The sequence below is a fragment of the Mycobacterium lentiflavum genome (assembly GCF_022374895.2).
Taxonomy (GTDB): Bacteria; Actinomycetota; Actinomycetes; order Mycobacteriales; family Mycobacteriaceae; genus Mycobacterium; species Mycobacterium lentiflavum.
Window position 1 is genome coordinate 927,924 of record NZ_CP092423.2, and the last position, 20,071, is coordinate 947,994.

The 20,071-nt window shown below is 65.3% G+C and carries 14 protein-coding genes and 1 pseudogene; 11 read left to right on the forward strand and 4 right to left on the reverse strand.

Annotated elements, in window-relative coordinates; translation table 11 throughout:
• Positions 1–2: 2 nt before the first annotated feature.
• Positions 3–677, reverse strand: a complete 675-nt coding sequence (locus tag MJO58_RS04545; RefSeq protein WP_090600274.1) for a TetR/AcrR family transcriptional regulator — start codon at positions 675–677, stop codon at positions 3–5.
• Positions 678–772: 95 nt separating this feature from the next.
• Between MJO58_RS04545 and MJO58_RS04550 the strand changes: the two genes are divergently transcribed.
• The 4 genes from MJO58_RS04550 to MJO58_RS04565 all read left to right on the forward strand — a co-directional run bounded on the left by MJO58_RS04550 (position 773) and on the right by MJO58_RS04565 (position 11,400).
• The gene (locus MJO58_RS04550; RefSeq protein ID WP_239722127.1) at positions 773–2,290 is read left to right on the forward strand and encodes a carotenoid oxygenase family protein; all 1,518 of its coding nucleotides are present in this window, start codon (positions 773–775) and stop codon (positions 2,288–2,290) included.
• Between the two features lie 174 nt (positions 2,291–2,464).
• Positions 2,465–3,475, forward strand: coding sequence for an ABC transporter ATP-binding protein (locus MJO58_RS04555; protein ID WP_090600281.1), 1,011 nt, complete (start codon positions 2,465–2,467; stop codon positions 3,473–3,475).
• Positions 3,476–3,918: 443 nt separating this feature from the next.
• The gene (gene rpoB, locus MJO58_RS04560) at positions 3,919–7,404 is read left to right on the forward strand and encodes a DNA-directed RNA polymerase subunit beta (RefSeq protein WP_434086304.1); all 3,486 of its coding nucleotides are present in this window, start codon (positions 3,919–3,921) and stop codon (positions 7,402–7,404) included.
• Positions 7,405–7,449: 45 nt separating this feature from the next.
• Positions 7,450–11,400, forward strand: coding sequence for a DNA-directed RNA polymerase subunit beta' (locus MJO58_RS04565; RefSeq protein WP_090600289.1), 3,951 nt, complete (start codon positions 7,450–7,452; stop codon positions 11,398–11,400).
• Positions 11,401–11,607: 207 nt separating this feature from the next.
• On the opposite strand, the gene MJO58_RS04570 is transcribed toward MJO58_RS04565, so the two are convergent.
• Positions 11,608–13,392 (reverse strand): hypothetical protein, encoded by a 1,785-nt coding sequence (locus tag MJO58_RS04570; RefSeq protein ID WP_090600293.1) that lies wholly within the window; start codon positions 13,390–13,392, stop codon positions 11,608–11,610.
• The gene (locus MJO58_RS04575) at positions 13,389–13,586 is read right to left on the reverse strand and encodes a hypothetical protein (RefSeq protein WP_239722128.1); all 198 of its coding nucleotides are present in this window, start codon (positions 13,584–13,586) and stop codon (positions 13,389–13,391) included. The genes MJO58_RS04570 and MJO58_RS04575 overlap by 4 nt, the downstream gene beginning before the upstream one ends.
• A gap of 157 nt (positions 13,587–13,743) precedes the next feature.
• Between MJO58_RS04575 and MJO58_RS04580 the strand changes: the two genes are divergently transcribed.
• The 7 genes and pseudogenes from MJO58_RS04580 (at position 13,744) to MJO58_RS04605 (ending at position 19,543) form a co-directional block, all read left to right on the forward strand.
• Positions 13,744–14,502, forward strand: coding sequence for a deoxyribonuclease IV (locus MJO58_RS04580; RefSeq protein ID WP_090600303.1), 759 nt, complete (start codon positions 13,744–13,746; stop codon positions 14,500–14,502).
• A 10-nt stretch (positions 14,503–14,512) separates the two neighbouring features.
• Positions 14,513–15,349: a CE1 family esterase gene (locus MJO58_RS04585; protein WP_239722129.1), complete on the forward strand. Its 837-nt coding sequence runs from the start codon at positions 14,513–14,515 to the stop codon at positions 15,347–15,349.
• A 46-nt stretch (positions 15,350–15,395) separates the two neighbouring features.
• Complete coding sequence (locus MJO58_RS04590; RefSeq protein WP_239722130.1) at positions 15,396–17,030, forward strand: acyl-CoA dehydrogenase family protein; 1,635 nt, start codon at positions 15,396–15,398, stop codon at positions 17,028–17,030.
• Between the two features lie 14 nt (positions 17,031–17,044).
• Positions 17,045–17,119 (forward strand): annotated as a pseudogene (locus tag MJO58_RS28890) (hypothetical protein); the annotation flags it as partial.
• Positions 17,116–18,054: a crotonase/enoyl-CoA hydratase family protein gene (locus tag MJO58_RS04595; protein WP_090608469.1), complete on the forward strand. Its 939-nt coding sequence runs from the start codon at positions 17,116–17,118 to the stop codon at positions 18,052–18,054. The pseudogene MJO58_RS28890 and the gene MJO58_RS04595, both read left to right, overlap by 4 nt.
• Positions 18,055–18,056: 2 nt before the next feature.
• Positions 18,057–18,779 carry a PaaX family transcriptional regulator C-terminal domain-containing protein gene (locus MJO58_RS04600; RefSeq protein ID WP_239722131.1) on the forward strand — a complete coding sequence of 241 codons (723 nt, stop codon included), beginning with the start codon at positions 18,057–18,059 and terminating at the stop codon, positions 18,777–18,779.
• Complete coding sequence (locus MJO58_RS04605; RefSeq protein WP_090600320.1) at positions 18,776–19,543, forward strand: crotonase/enoyl-CoA hydratase family protein; 768 nt, start codon at positions 18,776–18,778, stop codon at positions 19,541–19,543. The genes MJO58_RS04600 and MJO58_RS04605 overlap by 4 nt, the downstream gene beginning before the upstream one ends.
• A gap of 4 nt (positions 19,544–19,547) precedes the next feature.
• Here MJO58_RS04605 and MJO58_RS04610 read toward each other — a convergent pair whose 3' ends face one another.
• A complete protein-coding gene (locus tag MJO58_RS04610) occupies positions 19,548–20,033 on the reverse strand; it encodes a DUF3060 domain-containing protein (RefSeq protein ID WP_090600324.1) in 486 nt (161 codons plus the stop codon).
• Positions 20,034–20,071 lie beyond the last annotated feature (38 nt).

Here is a 20,071-nt window from a genome sequence, read left to right on the forward strand (position 1 = left end):
GTTCAGTCGGGAAACGCCGACCGCACTGACTGTGCCACCCGCTCGGCTGTATCTCCCAGGGCGACAAGCAGATTCGACGTCATCGCGTTGAGCACCGGAGCGATCGCCGATCCGTCGTCACCGTAGTACCCGGCCAACTCCAGCATCACGAACCCGTGCATCAAGGCCCAGAACTGGGCCGCGGTGGCCACGACGGACGCATCGTCGTCCGCGCCACCCACGGTGATCCGGCCGGCTTGCATGCACCGGCGCACCGCACCCACCACATGCGCGAAGCTCGGGTGGTGCTGCTCGATGTCGGCGACCGTGAGCGTCAGAATATTGCCGGCCGGTGCGTTGATGCCGTGCGCACTGGTGCTGCCGAACATCAGGCGATACATGTGTGGGCGCTCGATGGCGTAGCGGCGGTAGGCGGCGCCGGTGACGAACAGATCGGCGACCGGGTCGGCGGTCTGCGGCACCGTTTGGGCCTGGTCGAATTGCCGCAACCCTTCCTCGGCGACCGCTTCGATCAACGCGCGCATCCCGCCGAAGTGGGTGTACACCGACATCGTCGAGGTCCCCGCTGCGCCCGCCACTTTGCGGGTTTGCAGGGCGTCGGGCCCGTGCTCGTCGAGCAGGCCGACCGCGGCGTGCAGCATCTCGTCGCGAACACTGCGCTGAATTTCCGAAGTCATCTCTCCAACCATCTCTGCTGCGGCCTTGCCATCTTCTCATCGCGAGCGTAGCGTCTCAATAACGCTGAAATATCAATGTTATAGGAGTTCAGCAAATGACTTCCACGCAGACAACCAAATCCGAGAACCCCTACCTCGAAGGCTTCCTGGCGCCGGTCGGCGCCGAAGTGACCGCAACCGACTTGCAGGTCACCGGGCACATCCCGGAGCACCTCGACGGGCGCTACCTGCGCAACGGGCCCAACCCGGCCGCGGAGGTGGACCCGGCCACCTATCACTGGTTCAGCGGCGATGCGATGGTGCACGGGGTGGCGCTGCGCGACGGCAAGGCCTGCTGGTACCGCAACCGCTGGGTCCGTACCCCGCCCGTGTGCGCCGCGCTGGGCGAGGCCGAGCCCACGGGGCTGAACCCGCGCGCCGGCATGCTGTCGGTCGGCCCGAACACCAACGTGCTCACCCACGCCGGGCGGACGCTGGCCCTCGTCGAGGGCGGCGGTGCCAACTACGAGCTCACCGACGAGCTGGACACCGTCGGGCCCTGCGACTTCGGCGGCACCCTATTCGGTGGCTACACCGCCCACCCGCACCGGGATCCGCACACCGGAGAACTGCACGCGGTTTCTTATTCGTTCGGACGCGGGCGCACCGTGCAGTACTCGGTGATCGACACCGGCGGCCACGCACGGCGCACCGTCGACATCGAAGTCAGCGGGTCGCCGATGATGCACGATTTCTCCCTGACCGATAAATACGTGGTGATTTATGACCTACCGGTGACGTTCGACCCGATGCAGATCTTGCCGGCCAGCGTGCCGCGCTGGCTGAGCTCGCCGGCCCGCCTGGTGCTGCAGTCGTTGCTCGGCCGGGTCCGGATCCCCACTCCGATGATGACGGCGATGAACAACAACCGGCAGCCGACGAATCGGATGCCCTACAGCTGGAAGGACAGCTATCCGGCGCGCATCGGAGTCATGCCCCGCGAAACCGGCGGTAACGATGACGTGCGCTGGTTCGACATCGAACCCTGCTACGTCTACCACCCGCTGAATGCCTACTCGGAAATGCGCGACGGCGCAGAGGTCCTCGTGCTCGACGTGGTCAGTTACGCGCGGATGTTCGACCGCGACCTGCGCGGACCGGGCGACAGCCGGCCGGTGCTGGATCGCTGGACGATCAACCTGACCACGGGTGCGGTCGCCACCGAGCGACGCGACGACCGTCCGCAGGAGTTTCCGCGCATCGACGAGTCGTTGCTGGGCGGCCGGCACCGGTTCGGCTACGCCGTCGGGTTGGACGGCGGCTATCTGTCCGGTGGCGCAACCGAGATGACCTCGGCGTTCTACAAGCACGACTACGCGACCGGCTCGAGCAGCGCCGCGGCGCTGGAACCGGGCCTTTTACTCGGCGAGATGTGCTTTGTGCCCAACCCTGCAAACGGTTCGGGGGAGCGTGCCGAGGATGACGGCGTATTGATGGGTTACGCGTATCACCGTGGCCGTGACGAGGGGCAATTGCTGATGCTGGACGCCCAGACGCTGGAGACGATGGCGACCGTGCACTTGCCGCAGCGCGTACCGATGGGCTTCCACGGTAACTGGGCGCCGACCAACTGACCGCTTTACCACGGCTGCCAGGGCCATTAGCCTGCCTGTAGGGGTGGGTCTCAGGTCGGCGAATTTTTCGCTGCGGTGCTGTGCAACCATGCTGTGTGGTCCCAGGCGTGCGCTACAGTGACTCATGCCACACAAAGGGGCAGGTGGCAGCATGCGTCGACGGAAGGATTCCCTATGGGCGTCGCTATTGAGGTCAGCGGTCTGACCAAGTCCTTCGGATCGTCGAGGATTTGGGAAGACGTGACCCTCGATATCCCTTCTGGGGAAGTCAGCGTTTTGCTGGGGCCGTCGGGTACCGGTAAGTCCGTGTTCTTGAAGTCCTTGATCGGCCTCCTTCGTCCGGAACGTGGCTCGATTGTCATCGATGGCACCGACATCATCGAGTGCTCGGCCAAGGAGCTCTACGAGATCCGCACGTTGTTCGGGGTGTTGTTCCAGGACGGTGCGTTGTTCGGTTCGATGAATCTCTACGACAACACCGCCTTCCCGTTGCGCGAGCACACCAAGAAAAAGGAAGGCGAGATCCGTGACATCGTCATGGAGAAGCTCGAATTGGTGGGCCTCGGCGGTGACGAGCGGAAGTTCCCCGGCGAGATCTCCGGTGGTATGCGCAAGCGTGCCGGCCTGGCCCGCGCCCTGGTGCTGGACCCGCAGATCATTCTCTGCGACGAGCCCGACTCGGGTCTGGACCCGGTCCGCACCGCCTACCTGAGCCAGCTGATCCTCGACATCAACGCCCAGATCGACGCGACCATTCTGATCGTGACGCACAACATCAGCGTCGCCCGCACCGTGCCGGACAACATCGGCATGCTGTTCCGCAAGCACCTGGTCATGTTCGGCCCGCGCGAGGTGTTGCTGACCAGCGATGAGCCGGTGGTACGCCAATTCCTCAACGGCCGCCGTATCGGGCCGATCGGCATGTCCGAAGAAAAGGATGAGGCGACCATGGCCGAAGAGCAAGCCATGGTCGATGCGGGTCACCACTCCGGCGGCACCGAGGAGATCGAGGGCGTACCGCCGCAGATCGTCGCGACACCCGGCATGCCGGAACGCAAAGCGGTGGCACGGCGCCAGGCGCGGGTGCGCGAAATGCTGCACACCCTGCCCAAGAAGGCGCAGACGGCGATCCTCGACGACCTCGAGGGCACCCACAAGTACCAAGCGCACGAGTTCGGCGACTGACAATCAGCTGATCCCCAGGCCCGATCGCCACGGCTTGCCGTGGTCGGGCCTGGTGGTGCGTGCTGGAAGCCGCGGCCCGCGGAATTCGGTAACAACTTGCCGCCCGTTCCTCTTGACGAAAAGGCGTGCACAGGTCAATCTGTTGGGCAGAATGTACCCACGGGAAATTCGAGATGCCAGCCAGCGTCGACCCCCCTGGATGGGTAGTTGAGGAATGCGCGCGCCTGCGCTATTGTTGGACGTTGCGCTGGCTACTTCCTGCCCACCTCACCCGCCACCTGACACCGTGGTCTTAGCCTGAGCCCCCTCTGCGGTTCAGCTATTCGTTGCGCGCGTGAGGCTTGAGCAGTTCGTTCGCCGGCTTAAACCGAAACAATTTGCGGCGAAACAGGTCCGGTGCCTCCGGTTCTCGTCAGTCGCATGAGGTGCTGGAAGGATGCATCTTGGCAGATTCTCGCCAGAGCAAGACGGACTCCTCTAGTTCTAACAACTCCGTGCCTGGAGCACCTGACCGAGTATCTTTCGCCAAGCTCCGCGAACCGCTCGAGGTTCCGGGGCTTCTCGACGTGCAGACCGACTCCTTTGAGTGGTTGATCGGCTCGCCGCGTTGGCGCGAGATTGCCTCCGGCCGCGGGGACGTCAACCCGGTCGGTGGCCTCGAAGAGGTGCTGTACGAGTTGTCGCCGATTGAGGACTTCTCGGGCTCAATGTCGCTGTCGTTCTCCGACCCCCGCTTCGACGAAGTCAAGGCGCCGGTGGACGAGTGCAAAGACAAGGACATGACGTACGCGGCTCCGCTGTTCGTCACGGCCGAGTTCATCAACAACAACACCGGTGAGATCAAGAGCCAGACGGTCTTCATGGGTGACTTCCCGATGATGACCGAAAAAGGCACCTTCATCATCAACGGGACCGAGCGCGTCGTGGTCAGCCAGCTGGTCCGCTCGCCCGGTGTGTACTTCGACGAGTCGATCGACAAGTCGACCGAGAAGCTGCTGCACAGCGTCAAGGTGATCCCGAGCCGCGGTGCGTGGCTGGAGTTCGACGTCGACAAGCGCGACACCGTCGGTGTGCGCATCGACCGCAAGCGTCGCCAGCCGGTCACCGTGCTGCTCAAGGCGCTGGGCTGGACCAACGAGCAGATTCACGAGCGGTTCGGCTTCTCCGAGATCATGATGTCGACGCTGGAGAAGGACAACACCGCCGGCACCGACGAGGCGCTGCTGGACATCTACCGGAAACTGCGCCCGGGCGAGCCGCCGACCAAGGAGTCCGCGCAGACGCTGCTGGAGAACCTGTTCTTCAAGGAGAAGCGCTACGACCTGGCCCGCGTCGGCCGCTACAAGGTCAACAAGAAGCTCGGTCTGAACGTCGGCGCGCCGATTACCAGCTCGACGCTGACCGAAGAGGACGTCGTCGCCACCATCGAGTACCTGGTGCGCCTGCACGAGGGCCAGCCGACCATGACGGTTCCCGGCGGCACCGAGGTTCCGGTGGAGACCGACGACATCGACCACTTCGGCAACCGTCGGCTGCGCACCGTCGGTGAACTGATCCAGAACCAGATCCGGGTCGGTATGTCCCGGATGGAGCGTGTCGTCCGCGAGCGGATGACCACGCAGGACGTCGAGGCCATCACGCCGCAGACCCTGATCAACATCCGGCCGGTCGTCGCCGCGATCAAGGAGTTCTTCGGCACCAGCCAGCTGTCCCAGTTCATGGACCAGAACAACCCGCTGTCCGGGCTCACCCACAAGCGCCGCCTGTCGGCGCTGGGACCGGGTGGTCTGTCGCGTGAGCGCGCGGGCCTCGAGGTTCGTGACGTGCACCCGTCGCACTACGGCCGGATGTGTCCGATCGAGACTCCTGAGGGTCCGAACATCGGTCTGATCGGGTCGTTGTCGGTGTACGCACGGGTCAACCCGTTCGGGTTCATCGAGACGCCGTACCGCAAGGTGGTCGACGGTGTGGTCAGTGACCAGATCGACTATCTGACCGCCGACGAAGAGGACCGCCACGTCGTGGCGCAGGCCAATTCGCCGATCGACGCCGACGGCCGGTTCGAGGAGTCGCGTGTTCTGGTTCGCCGGAAGGCGGGCGAGGTCGAGTACGTGCCGTCGTCCGAGGTCGACTACATGGACGTGTCGCCGCGCCAGATGGTGTCGGTGGCCACGGCCATGATTCCATTCCTCGAGCACGACGACGCCAACCGTGCCCTGATGGGTGCCAACATGCAGCGCCAGGCGGTTCCGCTGGTGCGTAGCGAGGCGCCGCTGGTCGGTACCGGTATGGAGCTGCGCGCCGCGATCGACGCCGGCGATGTGGTGGTGGCCGACAAGGCCGGGGTGATCGAGGAGGTGTCCGCCGACTACATCACCGTGATGGCCGACGACGGCACCCGGCACACCTATCGGATGCGCAAGTTCGCCCGGTCCAACCATGGCACCTGCGCCAACCAGTCGCCGATCGTCGACGCGGGAGACCGTGTCGAGGCCGGCCAGGTGATCGCCGACGGTCCGTGCACCGAGAACGGTGAGATGGCGCTGGGCAAGAACCTGCTGGTCGCGGTCATGCCGTGGGAAGGCCACAACTACGAGGACGCGATCATCCTGTCCAACCGCCTGGTTGAGGAGGACGTGCTCACCTCGATCCACATCGAGGAACACGAGATCGATGCCCGTGACACCAAGCTGGGCGCCGAGGAGATCACCCGGGACATCCCGAACGTCTCCGACGAGGTGCTCGCCGACTTGGACGAGCGCGGCATCGTGCGCATCGGTGCCGAGGTTCGTGACGGCGACATCCTGGTCGGCAAGGTCACCCCGAAGGGTGAAACCGAGCTGACGCCGGAGGAGCGGCTGCTGCGGGCGATCTTCGGTGAGAAGGCCCGCGAGGTGCGCGACACCTCGCTGAAGGTGCCGCACGGTGAATCCGGCAAGGTGATCGGCATTCGGGTGTTCTCGCGCGAGGACGACGACGAACTGCCCGCCGGTGTCAACGAGCTGGTCCGCGTCTACGTGGCCCAGAAGCGCAAGATCTCCGACGGTGACAAGCTCGCCGGACGCCACGGCAACAAGGGCGTCATCGGCAAGATCCTGCCCGTCGAAGACATGCCGTTCATGCCGGACGGCACACCCGTGGACATCATCTTGAACACCCACGGTGTGCCGCGACGCATGAACATCGGCCAGATCCTGGAGACCCACCTCGGGTGGGTTGCCAAGGCGGGCTGGAAGATCGAGGGTGAGCCCGAGTGGGCCGCGAACCTGCCGGACGGCCTGCGGCACGCGCAGCCGGACCAGACGGTGTCGACTCCGGTGTTCGACGGTGCCAAGGAGGAGGAGCTGCAGGGTCTGCTGTCCTGCACGCTGCCCAACCGCGACGGCGACGTCATGGTGAACGCAGACGGCAAGGCGAGGCTGTTCGATGGCCGCAGTGGGGAGCCGTTCCCGTACCCGGTGACCGTTGGCTACATGTACATCATGAAGCTGCATCACCTGGTGGACGACAAGATCCACGCCCGGTCTACCGGTCCGTACTCGATGATCACCCAGCAGCCGTTGGGTGGTAAGGCGCAGTTCGGTGGACAGCGATTCGGTGAGATGGAGTGCTGGGCCATGCAGGCCTACGGCGCCGCGTACACGCTGCAGGAGCTGTTGACCATCAAGTCCGATGACACCGTCGGGCGGGTCAAGGTGTACGAGGCGATCGTCAAGGGCGAGAACATCCCCGAGCCGGGTATCCCCGAGTCGTTCAAGGTGTTGCTCAAGGAACTGCAGTCGTTGTGCCTCAACGTTGAGGTTCTGTCGTCGGATGGTGCGGCGATCGAACTGCGCGAGGGCGAGGACGAAGACCTGGAGCGCGCTGCCGCGAACCTGGGAATCAACTTGTCCCGCAACGAATCTGCGTCCGTTGAGGATTTGGCTTAAGCCTTTTCGCAAAGCTACTAACCCGTCAAGGGGAAAGGGAGTTACGTGCTCGACGTCAACTTCTTCGATGAACTCCGTATTGGCCTGGCCACCGCGGAAGACATCAGGCAATGGTCTTACGGCGAGGTCAAGAAGCCGGAGACGATCAACTACCGCACTCTGAAGCCCGAGAAGGACGGCCTGTTCTGCGAGAAGATCTTCGGACCGACTCGCGACTGGGAGTGCTACTGCGGCAAGTACAAGCGTGTCCGCTTCAAGGGCATCATCTGTGAGCGCTGTGGCGTCGAGGTCACTCGCGCCAAGGTGCGTCGTGAGCGGATGGGCCACATCGAGCTGGCCGCTCCCGTCACGCACATCTGGTACTTCAAGGGTGTGCCGAGCCGGCTGGGCTACCTGCTCGACCTGGCGCCCAAGGATCTCGAGAAGATCATCTACTTCGCCGCCTACGTGATCACCGCGGTCGACGACGAGATGCGCCACAACGAGCTCTCGACGCTCGAGGCCGAAATGGTGGTGGAGCGCAAGGCCGTTGAGGACCAGCGTGACGCCGACCTGGAGGCCCGTGCGCAAAAGCTGGAGGCCGACCTGGCCGAGCTGGAAGCCGAGGGCGCGAAAGCCGATGCGCGGCGCAAGGTTCGCGACGGTGGCGAGCGTGAGATGCGCCAGCTGCGCGACCGGGCCCAGCGCGAGCTGGACCGGCTCGAGGACATCTGGACGACGTTCACCAAGCTGGCCCCCAAGCAGCTGATCGTCGACGAGAACCTCTATCGCGAGCTCGTCGACCGCTACGGCGAGTACTTCACCGGGGCGATGGGCGCGGAGTCGATCCAGAAGCTGATCGAGAACTTCGACATCGACGCCGAGGCCGACATCCTGCGTGACGTCATCCGAAATGGCAAGGGGCAGAAGAAGCTTCGCGCCCTGAAGCGTCTGAAGGTCGTCGCGGCATTCCAGCAGTCGGGCAACTCGCCGATGGGAATGGTGCTCGACGCGGTTCCGGTGATCCCACCGGAGCTGCGCCCGATGGTTCAGCTCGACGGTGGCCGGTTCGCCACGTCGGACCTGAACGACCTGTACCGCCGCGTGATCAACCGCAACAACCGTCTCAAGAGGCTGATCGACCTCGGTGCGCCCGAGATCATCGTCAACAACGAGAAGCGGATGCTGCAGGAGTCGGTGGACGCGCTGTTCGACAACGGCCGCCGCGGCCGCCCGGTCACCGGGCCGGGTAACCGTCCGCTCAAGTCGCTGTCGGATCTGCTCAAGGGTAAGCAGGGCCGGTTCCGTCAGAACCTGCTCGGTAAGCGTGTCGACTACTCGGGCCGTTCGGTCATCGTGGTTGGTCCCCAGCTCAAGCTGCACCAGTGCGGTCTGCCCAAGCTGATGGCGCTCGAGCTGTTCAAGCCGTTCGTCATGAAGCGGCTGGTCGACCTCAACCACGCGCAGAACATCAAGAGTGCCAAGCGCATGGTCGAGCGCCAGCGTCCCCAGGTGTGGGACGTGCTCGAAGAGGTCATCGCCGAGCACCCGGTTCTGCTGAACCGGGCGCCAACCCTGCACCGACTCGGCATTCAGGCTTTCGAGCCAATGCTGGTGGAGGGCAAGGCCATTCAGCTGCACCCGTTGGTCTGTGAGGCGTTCAACGCCGACTTCGACGGTGACCAGATGGCCGTGCACCTGCCGCTGAGCGCCGAGGCGCAGGCCGAGGCTCGCATCCTGATGCTGTCGAGCAACAACATCCTGTCGCCCGCGTCCGGCCGCCCGTTGGCCATGCCGCGACTCGACATGGTGACCGGGCTGTACTACCTGACCACCGAGGTGGCCGGGGCCGAAGGTGAATACCGCGCGGCCGCCGATGACCAGCCGGAGCAGGGTGTGTACTCGTCGCCGGCCGAGGCGATCATGGCGTCCGACCGTGGTCTGCTCTCGGTGCGGGCCCAGATCAAGGTGCGGTTGACGCAGCTGCGTCCGCCGGCTGAGATCGAGGTCGAGCTGTTCGGCCAGAACGGTTGGCGGCCAGGCGATGCGTGGCTGGCCGAGACGACCCTGGGCCGGGTGCTGTTCAACGAGCTGCTGCCGCTGGGCTACCCGTTCGTGAACAAGCAGATGCACAAGAAGGTGCAGGCTGCCATCATCAACGACCTGGCCGAGCGCTACCCGATGATCGTGGTCGCACAGACCGTCGACAAGCTCAAGGACGCCGGTTTCTACTGGGCGACCCGAAGCGGCGTCACCGTCTCGATGGCCGACGTGTTGGTTCCGCCGCGTAAAAAGGAGATCCTCGACCACTACGAGGACCGGGCCGACAAGGTCGAAAAGCAGTTCCAGCGCGGTGCTTTGAACCACGACGAGCGCAACGAAGCGCTGGTCGAGATCTGGAAGGAAGCCACCGACGAGGTCGGTAAGGCGCTGCGTGAGCACTACCCGGCCGACAACCCGATCATCACGATCGTCGATTCGGGTGCCACGGGTAACTTCACCCAGACCCGAACGCTGGCCGGCATGAAGGGCCTGGTGACTAACCCCAAGGGTGAGTTCATCCCGCGTCCGGTCAAGTCGTCCTTCCGCGAGGGCCTGACCGTGCTGGAGTACTTCATCAACACGCACGGCGCTCGAAAGGGCTTGGCCGACACCGCGTTGCGTACCGCCGACTCGGGGTACCTGACTCGTCGTCTGGTGGACGTGAGCCAGGACGTCATCGTCCGCGAGCACGACTGCGAGACCGAGCGCGGCATCATCGTCGAGCTGGCCGAGCGTCAGCCCGACGGCACGCTGATCCGTGACCCGTACATCGAAACCTCGGCGTACGCACGGACTTTGGGCGCCGACGCGGTCGACGAGGCCGGAAACGTCGTCGTCGCGCGTGGCGAGGATCTCGGCGACCCGTCGATCGAGGCCTTGCTGGCTGCGGGCATCACGCAGATCAAGGTGCGTTCGGTGCTGACGTGCACCACCGGTACCGGTGTGTGTGCGACCTGCTACGGGCGCTCGATGGCGACCGGCAAGCTCGTCGACATCGGCGAGGCCGTCGGTATCGTCGCTGCGCAGTCCATCGGTGAGCCCGGTACCCAGCTGACCATGCGTACCTTCCACCAGGGTGGTGTCGGTGAGGACATCACCGGCGGTCTGCCGCGTGTGCAGGAGCTGTTCGAGGCGCGGGTGCCGCGGGGTAAGGCGCCGATTGCCGACGTCACCGGGCGGGTTCAGCTCGAGGACGGCGAGCGCTTCTACAAGATCACCATCGTCCCCGACGATGGCGGCGAGGAAGTCGTCTACGACAAGCTCTCCAAGCGGCAGCGGCTGCGTGTGTTCAAGCACGAAGACGGTTCCGAGCGGGTGCTTTCCGACGGCGACCACGTCGAGGTGGGCCAGCAGCTGATGGAAGGCTCGGCCGACCCGCACGAGGTGCTGCGCGTGCAAGGGCCCCGCGAGGTGCAGATCCACCTGGTCCGCGAGGTCCAGGAGGTCTACCGGGCACAGGGCGTGTCGATCCACGACAAGCACATCGAGGTGATCGTTCGCCAGATGCTGCGCCGCGTCACCATCATCGATTCCGGCGCGACCGAGTTCCTGCCGGGTTCGCTGATCGACCGTGCGGAGTTCGAAGCGGAGAACCGCCGGGTCGTCGCCGAGGGCGGCGAGCCCGCGGCCGGACGCCCGGTGCTGATGGGTATCACGAAGGCGTCGCTGGCCACCGACTCGTGGCTGAGTGCGGCGTCGTTCCAGGAGACCACGCGAGTGCTGACCGATGCGGCGATCAACTGCCGCAGCGACAAGCTCAATGGTCTGAAGGAGAACGTGATCATCGGAAAGCTGATCCCGGCCGGGACCGGAATCAACCGGTACCGCAACATCCAGGTTCAGCCGACCGAGGAAGCCCGCGCTGCGGCATACACGATCCCGTCCTACGAGGATCAGTACTACAGCCCGGACTTCGGCCAGGCCACTGGTGCCGCGGTTCCGCTGGACGACTACGGCTACAGCGACTACCGCTAGTTCGACGACGATGCGGCGAGGTAGCTCGCGGCTGAGGAGTCGGACAATCGGACCTAGTTCGACGACGACGCGGCGAGGTAGCTCGCGGCTGAGGAGTCGGACAATCCGATCTAGTTCGACGACGATGAAAAGGCCCCGGGTATTGCCCGGGGCCTTTTCGTGCGCCGAGTGTGCGGCCAGCTTCACACTCGCGTCGAACGGACGGCCTCAGCGATCGCGGTCGCCGAGTGTGCGGATCAGCTCGCAGAACTCCGCCGGCGTGTAGTTGCGGTGCCAGTGCCGAAGGTAGACGTCCTTCGGCAGGATCAGCACATCCACCTCGTCCTCCGCGACGACCGTGGAGTTTCGGAAATCGCCCCGGATGACGCCGGTGACGCCCAGCGGCTCCCAGGGATGGACGCGAAAGTAGTCGTAGCCGCCCGACGGCCGGCCGCGTAGACCGGACGACAGCGGGACATACACAAAGCTCGCCCGGGCGCCGACTTCGGTCAGGCATTCGCCGCGCGAAAGGTGGCTCAGGCGAGTGCTTTTGAAGCCGAGTTCGGGATCGATGTGGTCGGTGCGGTAGCCGCGGCTCGCGACGTTGCGCAGGAAGGCCGCGCGTTCCGCAAGGTCCCAGTCGACGGCGCTGGCCGCCAGGAAGCGCCGCCGCTCCGGTTCGGGAGCGTTGCGCAGTGCCGGTACGCACACCACGCGATCGGTCAGCGACGGAGCCCGGGCGATCACCAAAGCGGCTACCAGCGGTGCGAATTCGGGATTGTCTTCGGTGTGTTCGAGGAGCACGCAGGTGCGCCGACCGCCGTTCTCGCCGGTGCTGCCGATGAAGCTCTCGACGACGTCGGCCTGGATGTCGTCGACGATGACCGACGCGTTGTGCGCCGCGCGGCGCACCGCCTCCGCCGATCCGAAGCTGCCCCGGAAGAAGGCGAAACGCAGGTCGCCTTCGTGAGTGACTTCGGAGACCTCGAGGTTGGCCTCGCCGGCATTGATCGGATTGTCGCCCTCGAGAAGATAGGTTCGCCCCTCGCGATCGTGTAAGGCATAGACCGCATTCGCGGTGCGCTGATCGATGAAAATCTGGTAATTGCCGGAGGTCCTCAGATGGGTGCCACGCTGTCGCAGCGCATCCGCGCAGCGCAGGCAGCGGATGGTGTCCACCACGTCGGCGACGAACTCCTGAGCCTGCGGCGCAACGACTTCCAGCCAGGCGAAGGCCGAGTTCTCGAAGTCGTCGTAGTGGCGAGCCAGCAGCTGTGCGCGGTGCTCTTCCAACGCCGCAGGGCTCGCCGCGCGTTGCAGTGCGACCTGGTGATGCGCGCGCTGGTCGGCGGTGCGGCTCTTCATCAGTCGCTTCGCGTGATACAGCGCCTCAAGAGGCTGGCTCAGGATATGGAGCATTCTTTCGCGTAGTGCCGTGCTGTCGTTGAGCATCGCGGCGGGCACCGAGCTCTTGCTGTGGGCATAACCCAGCGACGCGAGCTCACGCAGGATCCGTTGCGGGGGACCTTCGAACACGCCGGTGTCGGTCAGGCGCAGCACCCTCCAGGCCAGGTTCCCGATGTTCTCCTCCCACAGAATGGCGACGATCTCGTCGAAGGCCTCGCCGAAAGCCTCGTGCCCGCCGAACTCCGCATGGACCACTCGCCCAAAGGGATTCAGGTCAGACATCCCGATGTCGTGTACGTAGGCGAGTAGGCAGCCGTAGCTCGTCATGACGTCGAGGCGAAGCCGGGGCCGCTCGGCGATCTTGACTCCCGACACATTCGCGATCATGTCCACGATGCGACGGGCGACATCGCGCATGTGCATCACGCCGTGATCGGTGAACAGTGCGAGGTGGCTGATCGGATCCTCCAGGAAGGTCGGATCCTTGGCCACCTCTTCGAGGGTCAGGCTCGCGTTCACCTTCGAGTAGTAGTTGCGCTCGATGAGTTCGCGAATGCGGGCGGGAAGCAGCAGATCCAGCGTGTCGTCGGTGTCCGTCGGCGTCATACCGCCTCCGCCAATTGCGCGATGGTCATATCAATCAGCTTCGAAATCGTCTCGGCCGGAAGGGAACTGAACTTACGGCCGACACGATCAACGACGATTACGCGCAACGAGCAGGCACGACGCCCCAGCATGTCCGCTAGTCCGTAGCTGTCAGCTGTCGCAATCTCGAGATTCGTGATCCGGTCGGGATTCACGATGAGTTCGGATTCGTCGAGCTGTTGAGTGCAAGGCAATCGAATCCACCGCCGCCGAATCGGTCGAGCATCCGTGTTTGCTCAGACGATCTCACGTTCGGGCCGCGCGGTCTAGTGGTGTACTCGCCCGTCAGTCCTCGAAACTAGACTGGGCGTCGTGCTTATCGGTTCACACGTCAGTCCACAGGACCCGCTGGCCGCGGCCCAGGCCGAGGGCGCTGACGTCGTCCAGATTTTCCTCGGCAACCCACAGAGCTGGAAGGCGCCCAAACCGCGCGAGGACGCCGCGGTGCTCAAGGCTGCGGCGCTGCCGATCTACGTGCACGCGCCCTACCTGATCAATGTCGCGTCGGCGAACAATCGGGTACGGATCCCGTCGCGCAAAATTCTGCAGCAGACCTGCGAAGCGGCCGCCGACATCGGTGCGGCGGCGGTCATCGTGCACGGTGGCCATGTCGCCGACGACAACGACCTCGACGAGGGTTTTCAGCGCTGGCGTAAGGCGCTCGATCAGCTGGAATCCACCGTGCCGGTCTACCTGGAAAACACCGCGGGCGGTGACCACGCGATGGCGCGCCACTTCGACACCATCGCCAGGCTGTGGGATGTCATCGGCGACAGCGGAATTGGCTTCTGCCTGGACACCTGCCACACCTGGGCGGCCGGTGAGGCGCTGGTCAACGCCGTGGAACGGATCAAGGCCATCACTGGCCGGATCGATCTGGTGCACTGCAACGACTCCAAGGACGAGGCGGGCTCGGGCCGGGACCGTCACGCCAATCTGGGCACCGGCCAGATCGATCCCGACTTGCTGGTCGCGGCGGTCAAGGCCGCCGACGCGCCGGTGATCTGTGAGACGTCGGACGAGGGCCGCAAGGACGACATCGCCTTCCTGCGCGAGAACACCTCCGCTTGAGTGAGGACCCGTGTTCTGCCGGATCGCAACGCTTTTCGGGGCAGTTCTGCTGGTCGCGGGTTGTGCCTCGTGGTCGACGCCGCCGTCGGGCTTTGGGACCGGCACCAGCGTGCACACGATCAACACCGGCGGACGCGAGCGCAACTACCGGCTCTACAGGCCAGCGGGCGTAGCGGCGCCGGCCCCGCTGGTGGTGATGCTCCACGGCGGGTTCGGCAGCGCTGAGCAGGCCGAAAGAGCTTATGGCTGGGACCAATTGGCCGACACCGCCAAAATCGTCGTCGCCTATCCGGAGGGGCTGCACCGGGCCTGGAACACGAACGGCGGTGGCTGCTGTGGGCGGCCGGCCCGAGAAGGCGTCGACGACGTCGGTTTCATCACTGCGGTCGTCGCCGACATCGCCAAGAACATCGGCATCAACGCGTCAGCCGTATTCGCCACCGGCATCAGCAACGGCGGGATCATGTCCTACACGCTGGCCTGCAACACCGGCGTCTTCGCCGCGATCGGCCCGGATTCGGCCACCCAACTGGACGCCTGCCCGTCCCCGCACGCCACGTCCGTGATGCACATCCACGGGACCGCCGATCGGCTGATCCCCTACACCGGCGGGCAGGGATTCAGCGTCATCAACGGCCCGTCCGTGCCGGACGTGAACTTGTTCTGGCGCAATGTGGATCGATGCGGCACCCCCGCCGCCACGACCGATGGCCCGGTGACCACGTCGACGGCCAGGTGCCCCGACAACCGCGGCGTCGTGCTGGCCACGGTCGACCAGGGCGGCCACGATTGGCCGCCCTTCGCGACCCGCTCCCTGTGGGAGTTCTTCGCCGCGCATCCCCGCTAGTATTACAGCTCTTGTGCGGTTGTTGGAAAAATGTAATATGAGTGGCATGTCAGACACGCATGTCGTCACCAACCAGGTCCCGCCGTTGGAGAACTACAACCCGGCAACATCACCGATGCTCGTCGAGGCCCTGATCCGCGAGGGCGGCCAGTGGGGCATGGACGAGGTGCACGCGGTCGGGGCGTTGTCGGCCAGTCATGAAGCGCAGCGCTGGGGTGAGCTTGCCGACCGCAATCAGCCCATCCTGCACACCCACGACCGGACCGGGCACCGTGTCGACGAGGTCGAGTTCGACCCTGCCTACCACGAGTTGATGCGCGCGGCGATCGCGCACGGCATGCACGCGGCGCCGTGGGCCGACGACCGCCCGGGCGCGCACGTGGTGCGTGCCGCCAAGACGTCGGTGTGGAATGTCGAGCCGGGCCACGTCTGTCCGATCTCGATGACGTACGCCGTCGTCCCGGCGCTGCGCCACAACCCGGAGCTGGCAGCCGTATACGAGCCGCTGCTGACCAGTCGCGAGTACGACCCGGAGCTCAAGTTGGCCACCACGAAGGCCGGCATCACCGCGGGGATGTCGATGACCGAGAAGCAGGGCGGCTCCGACGTGCGCGCCGGGACCACCCAGGCCATCCCCAACGGCGACGGCAATGGCACCTACAGCCTGGTCGGTCACAAATGGTTCACCTCGGCACCGATGTGCGACATCTTCCTAGTCCTCGCACAGGCGCCCGGCGGCTTGTCGTGCTTCATGCTGCCGCGCATCCTGCCCGACGGCACCCGCAACCGGATGTTCCTGCAGCGCCTCAAAGACAAGCTCGGCAACCACGCCAACGCCTCGAGCGAAGTGGAATACGACGGCGCCACCGCCTGGCTGGTCGGCGAGGAGGGCCGCGGCGTGCCGACCATCATCGAGATGGTCAACCTGACCCGCCTGGACTGCACCTTGGGCAGTGCCACCAGCATGCGTACCGGGCTGACGCGCGCCATCCATAACGCCCAGCACCGAAAAGCATTCGGCGCCTACCTGATTGACCAGCCGCTGATGCGCAACGTGCTGGCCGACCTGGCCGTGGAGGCCGAGGCCGCCACGATTGTCGCGATGCGAATGGCCGGTGCCACCGACAACGCGCTGCGCGGCGACGAGAAGGAAGCGCTGCTGCGCCGGATCGGCCTGGCGGCCAGCAAGTACTGGGTTTGCAAGCGTTCCACCCCGCACGCCGCCGAAGCGCTCGAATGCCTGGGCGGCAACGGCTATGTCGAAGAGTCGGGCATGCCGCGGCTGTACCGCGAGGCGCCGCTGATGGGCATCTGGGAAGGATCGGGCAACGTCAGCGCGCTGGATACCTTGCGCGCCATGGCCACTCGGCCCGAATGCGTCGAGGTGCTTTTCGACGAGCTGGACGAAAGCACGAGCCAGGATCCGCGGCTGGGCAGCCACGTCGAACGACTGCGCCAAGACCTGAGCGATCTGGAGACCATCGCGTACCGCGCCCGCAAGGTCGCCGAGGACATCTGCCTGGCCCTGCAGGGCTCGCTGCTGGTGCGTCACGGTCACCCCGCCGTCGCCGAGGCGTTCTTGGCGACCCGGCTCGGCGGTGCGTGGGGCGGCGCATTCGGTACTATGCCGACCGGGCTCGATCTGGCACCCATCCTGGAGCGGGCCCTGGTAAAGGGCTGAGCCACAAGATGACTCGCGCCATTGACGATGCAGCGGGGGTACCTCCCGCTTGCGGGGGACGAAGCGATGAGGAGGAATGGCGCACGTGACCCACGCCATCAGACCGGTCGATTTCGACAACCTGAAAACGATGACCTACGAGGTCACCGACCGGGTTGCGCGGATAACCTTCAATCGGCCGGAAAAGGGCAACGCGATTGTCGCGGACACCCCGCTGGAGCTCGCAGCGTTGGTCGAGCGGGCCGATCTCGATCCCAACGTGCACGTCATTCTGGTATCCGGTCGCGGAGCAGGCTTTTGCGCAGGTTTTGACTTGTCGGCCTACGCCGATCGCACCGGCTCGGCCGGTGGCACCGGCGCGTACGAGGGCACCGTGCTGGACGGTAAGACTCAGGGCATCAACCACATGCCGGATCGCCCGTGGGACCCGATGATCGATTACCAGATGATGAGCAGGTTCGTGCGCGGGTTCTCCAGCCTGATGCACGCCGACAAGCCGACGGTGGTCAAGATCCACGGTTACTGTGTGGCCGGCGGCACCGACATCGCGCTGCATGCTGACCAGGTGATCGCCGCCGCCGATGCCAAGATCGGTTACCCGCCGACCCGCGTGTGGGGCGTTCCGGCGGCAGGCCTGTGGGCCCACCGACTCGGTGACCAGCGCGCCAAACGTCTTCTGTTCACCGGTGATTCGATCACCGGCGCTCAGGCCGCGGAGTGGGGATTGGCGGTCGAGGCGCCGGACCCGAAAGACCTCGACGAGCGCACCGAACGACTGGTCCAGCGCATCGCAGCGGTGCCCGTCAATCAGCTGATCATGGTCAAACTCGCGCTGAATTCCGCTCTGCTGCAGCAGGGGGTGGCCACCAGCCGGATGATCAGCACGGTGTTCGACGGTGTCGCCCGGCACACCCAAGAGGGACATGACTTCGTCGCCGACTCCATCGAGCATGGCTTCCGCGAAGCGGTGCGGCATCGCGACGAGCCCTTCGGTGACTACGGCCGCCGCGCTTCCGGAGTGTAGCCATGCCGAACATGACGGCTCGGTCCGTGGTGCTGAGTGTGCTGCTCGGCGCACATCCCGCCTGGGCGACCGCGAGCGACTTGATCAGGCTGACAGCCGATTTCGGGATCAAGGAAACGACGCTGCGGGTGGCGTTGACCCGCATGGTCGGTGCCGGCGATCTGATTCGCTCCGCCGACGGGTACCGGCTCTCGGATCGATTGCTGGCTCGCCAGGCCCGCCAGGACGAGGCGATGCGGCCGCAAACCCGGGCCTGGCACGGCGACTGGCACGTCGTGATCGTCACCAGCGTGGGCACCGATGCCCGTACCCGGGCCGCGCAGCGAGTCAGCATGTACCGCAAGCGTTTCGGTGAACTGCGCGAGGGCGTCTGGATGCGTCCCGACAATCTCGACCTCGACTTGGAGCCCGACGTTGCCGACCGGGTGCGGGTGCTCAAGGCTCGCGACGACGCACCCGAGCAGCTGGTCGCCGAACTGTGGGACCTGCCCGCATGGGCGCAGGCCGGGCAGCGCTTGGTCGGCGAAATGGCCGCGGCGTACGACACTCCCGGCCGGTTTGTGGTAGCCGCGGCGATCGTGCGGCACCTACTCACCGACCCGATGCTGCCCGCCGAGCTGCTGCCCGACGATTGGCCGGGCGCGCGGCTGCGCAGCGCCTACCACGACTTCGCGACCGAACTGCTGGAGCGGCGCGATGCAACTCAACTTTTGGAGGCGAGATGAGCGATTCGGTGCGAGTGGAACGTCAGGGCCCGGTGACGACGGTGATCCTGAACCGGCCGGCCGCGCGTAACGCCGTGAACGGTCCGACGGCCGCGGCGTTGTACGAGGCATTCGATGAATTTGACCGCGATGATTCCGCGTCAGTGGCGGTGCTGTGGGGTGACGGCGGAACCTTCTGTGCGGGAGCTGATTTGAAGGCATTCGGCACGTCGGAGGCCAACTCGATCCACACGACCGGACCCGGCCCGATGGGCCCGTCGCGAATGGTGTTGTCCAAACCTGTGATTGCCGCGGTGAGCGGCTACGCCGTCGCGGGGGGTCTGGAGCTGGCCCTGTGGTGCGACATGCGAGTTGCCGAAGAGGATGCCGTGTTCGGGGTGTTCTGTCGCCGCTGGGGAGTGCCGCTGATCGACGGCGGCACCGTGCGGCTGCCGCGCCTGATCGGGCACAGCCGGGCGATGGACATGATCCTCACCGGCCGCGGTGTCAAAGCCGACGAAGCGCTCGCGATGGGGTTGGCCAATCGCGTTGTCCCCAAAGGCGAATCACGACGGGCCGCCGAGGAGTTGGCCGCAGAATTGGCCGCCCTGCCCCAGCAGTGTCTGCGAGCGGACCGGCTTTCGGCCCTACAGCAGTGGGGCCTGTCGGAATCGCAGGCAATCGAAAAGGAATTCGCCAGCATCGCCGAAGTTGCCGCGGAAGCCAACGAAGGAGCCGGGCGGTTCGCGGCCGGCGCCGGACGGCACGGGGCCCCGGCTAGCTAGCCGGTCAGCTCGCCTTGTTGATGGTGTTGCCCGAACCGAGGTTGTCGACCTTCGGTTCGCCGTCCTTGTAAGTGATCGTGTTGTCGAGCCCCAGCACGGTGATGCGGGTATCGACCTTGTCGACGGTGATCTTGTTGTTGGCGCCACCGACATTGACGCTCTGGCAGCTGCCGGTGACGGTCAGCGTGTTGTTGGAACCAGCGACATTCAGCGATTTGCCGGTGGCGCAGTCGAGCGTGGCCGTCGTCCCCATCGAACCGTAGTTCAGCGTGTTCCCGATTTCGACGGAGGCCGTGGTGCTTTCGCTACCCGAGGTCGTCGGCGCGGCCGCGCCCGTGGACGTGGTGGGCGCGCTGCTCTTCGTCGTCGAGCTGGGGTTTCCGGGCGGGTTGGCGGTCGAACTGCAACCGGACAGCACTACTGCCGCGACGGCAGGCGCCAGGGCGAGTACCGCGAGCCGTGGCGATCGGTCAGTGATGTGGACGCGCATTGTTCCCCTCCTCGGTACTGCCAACTGCGGTCGCTGTG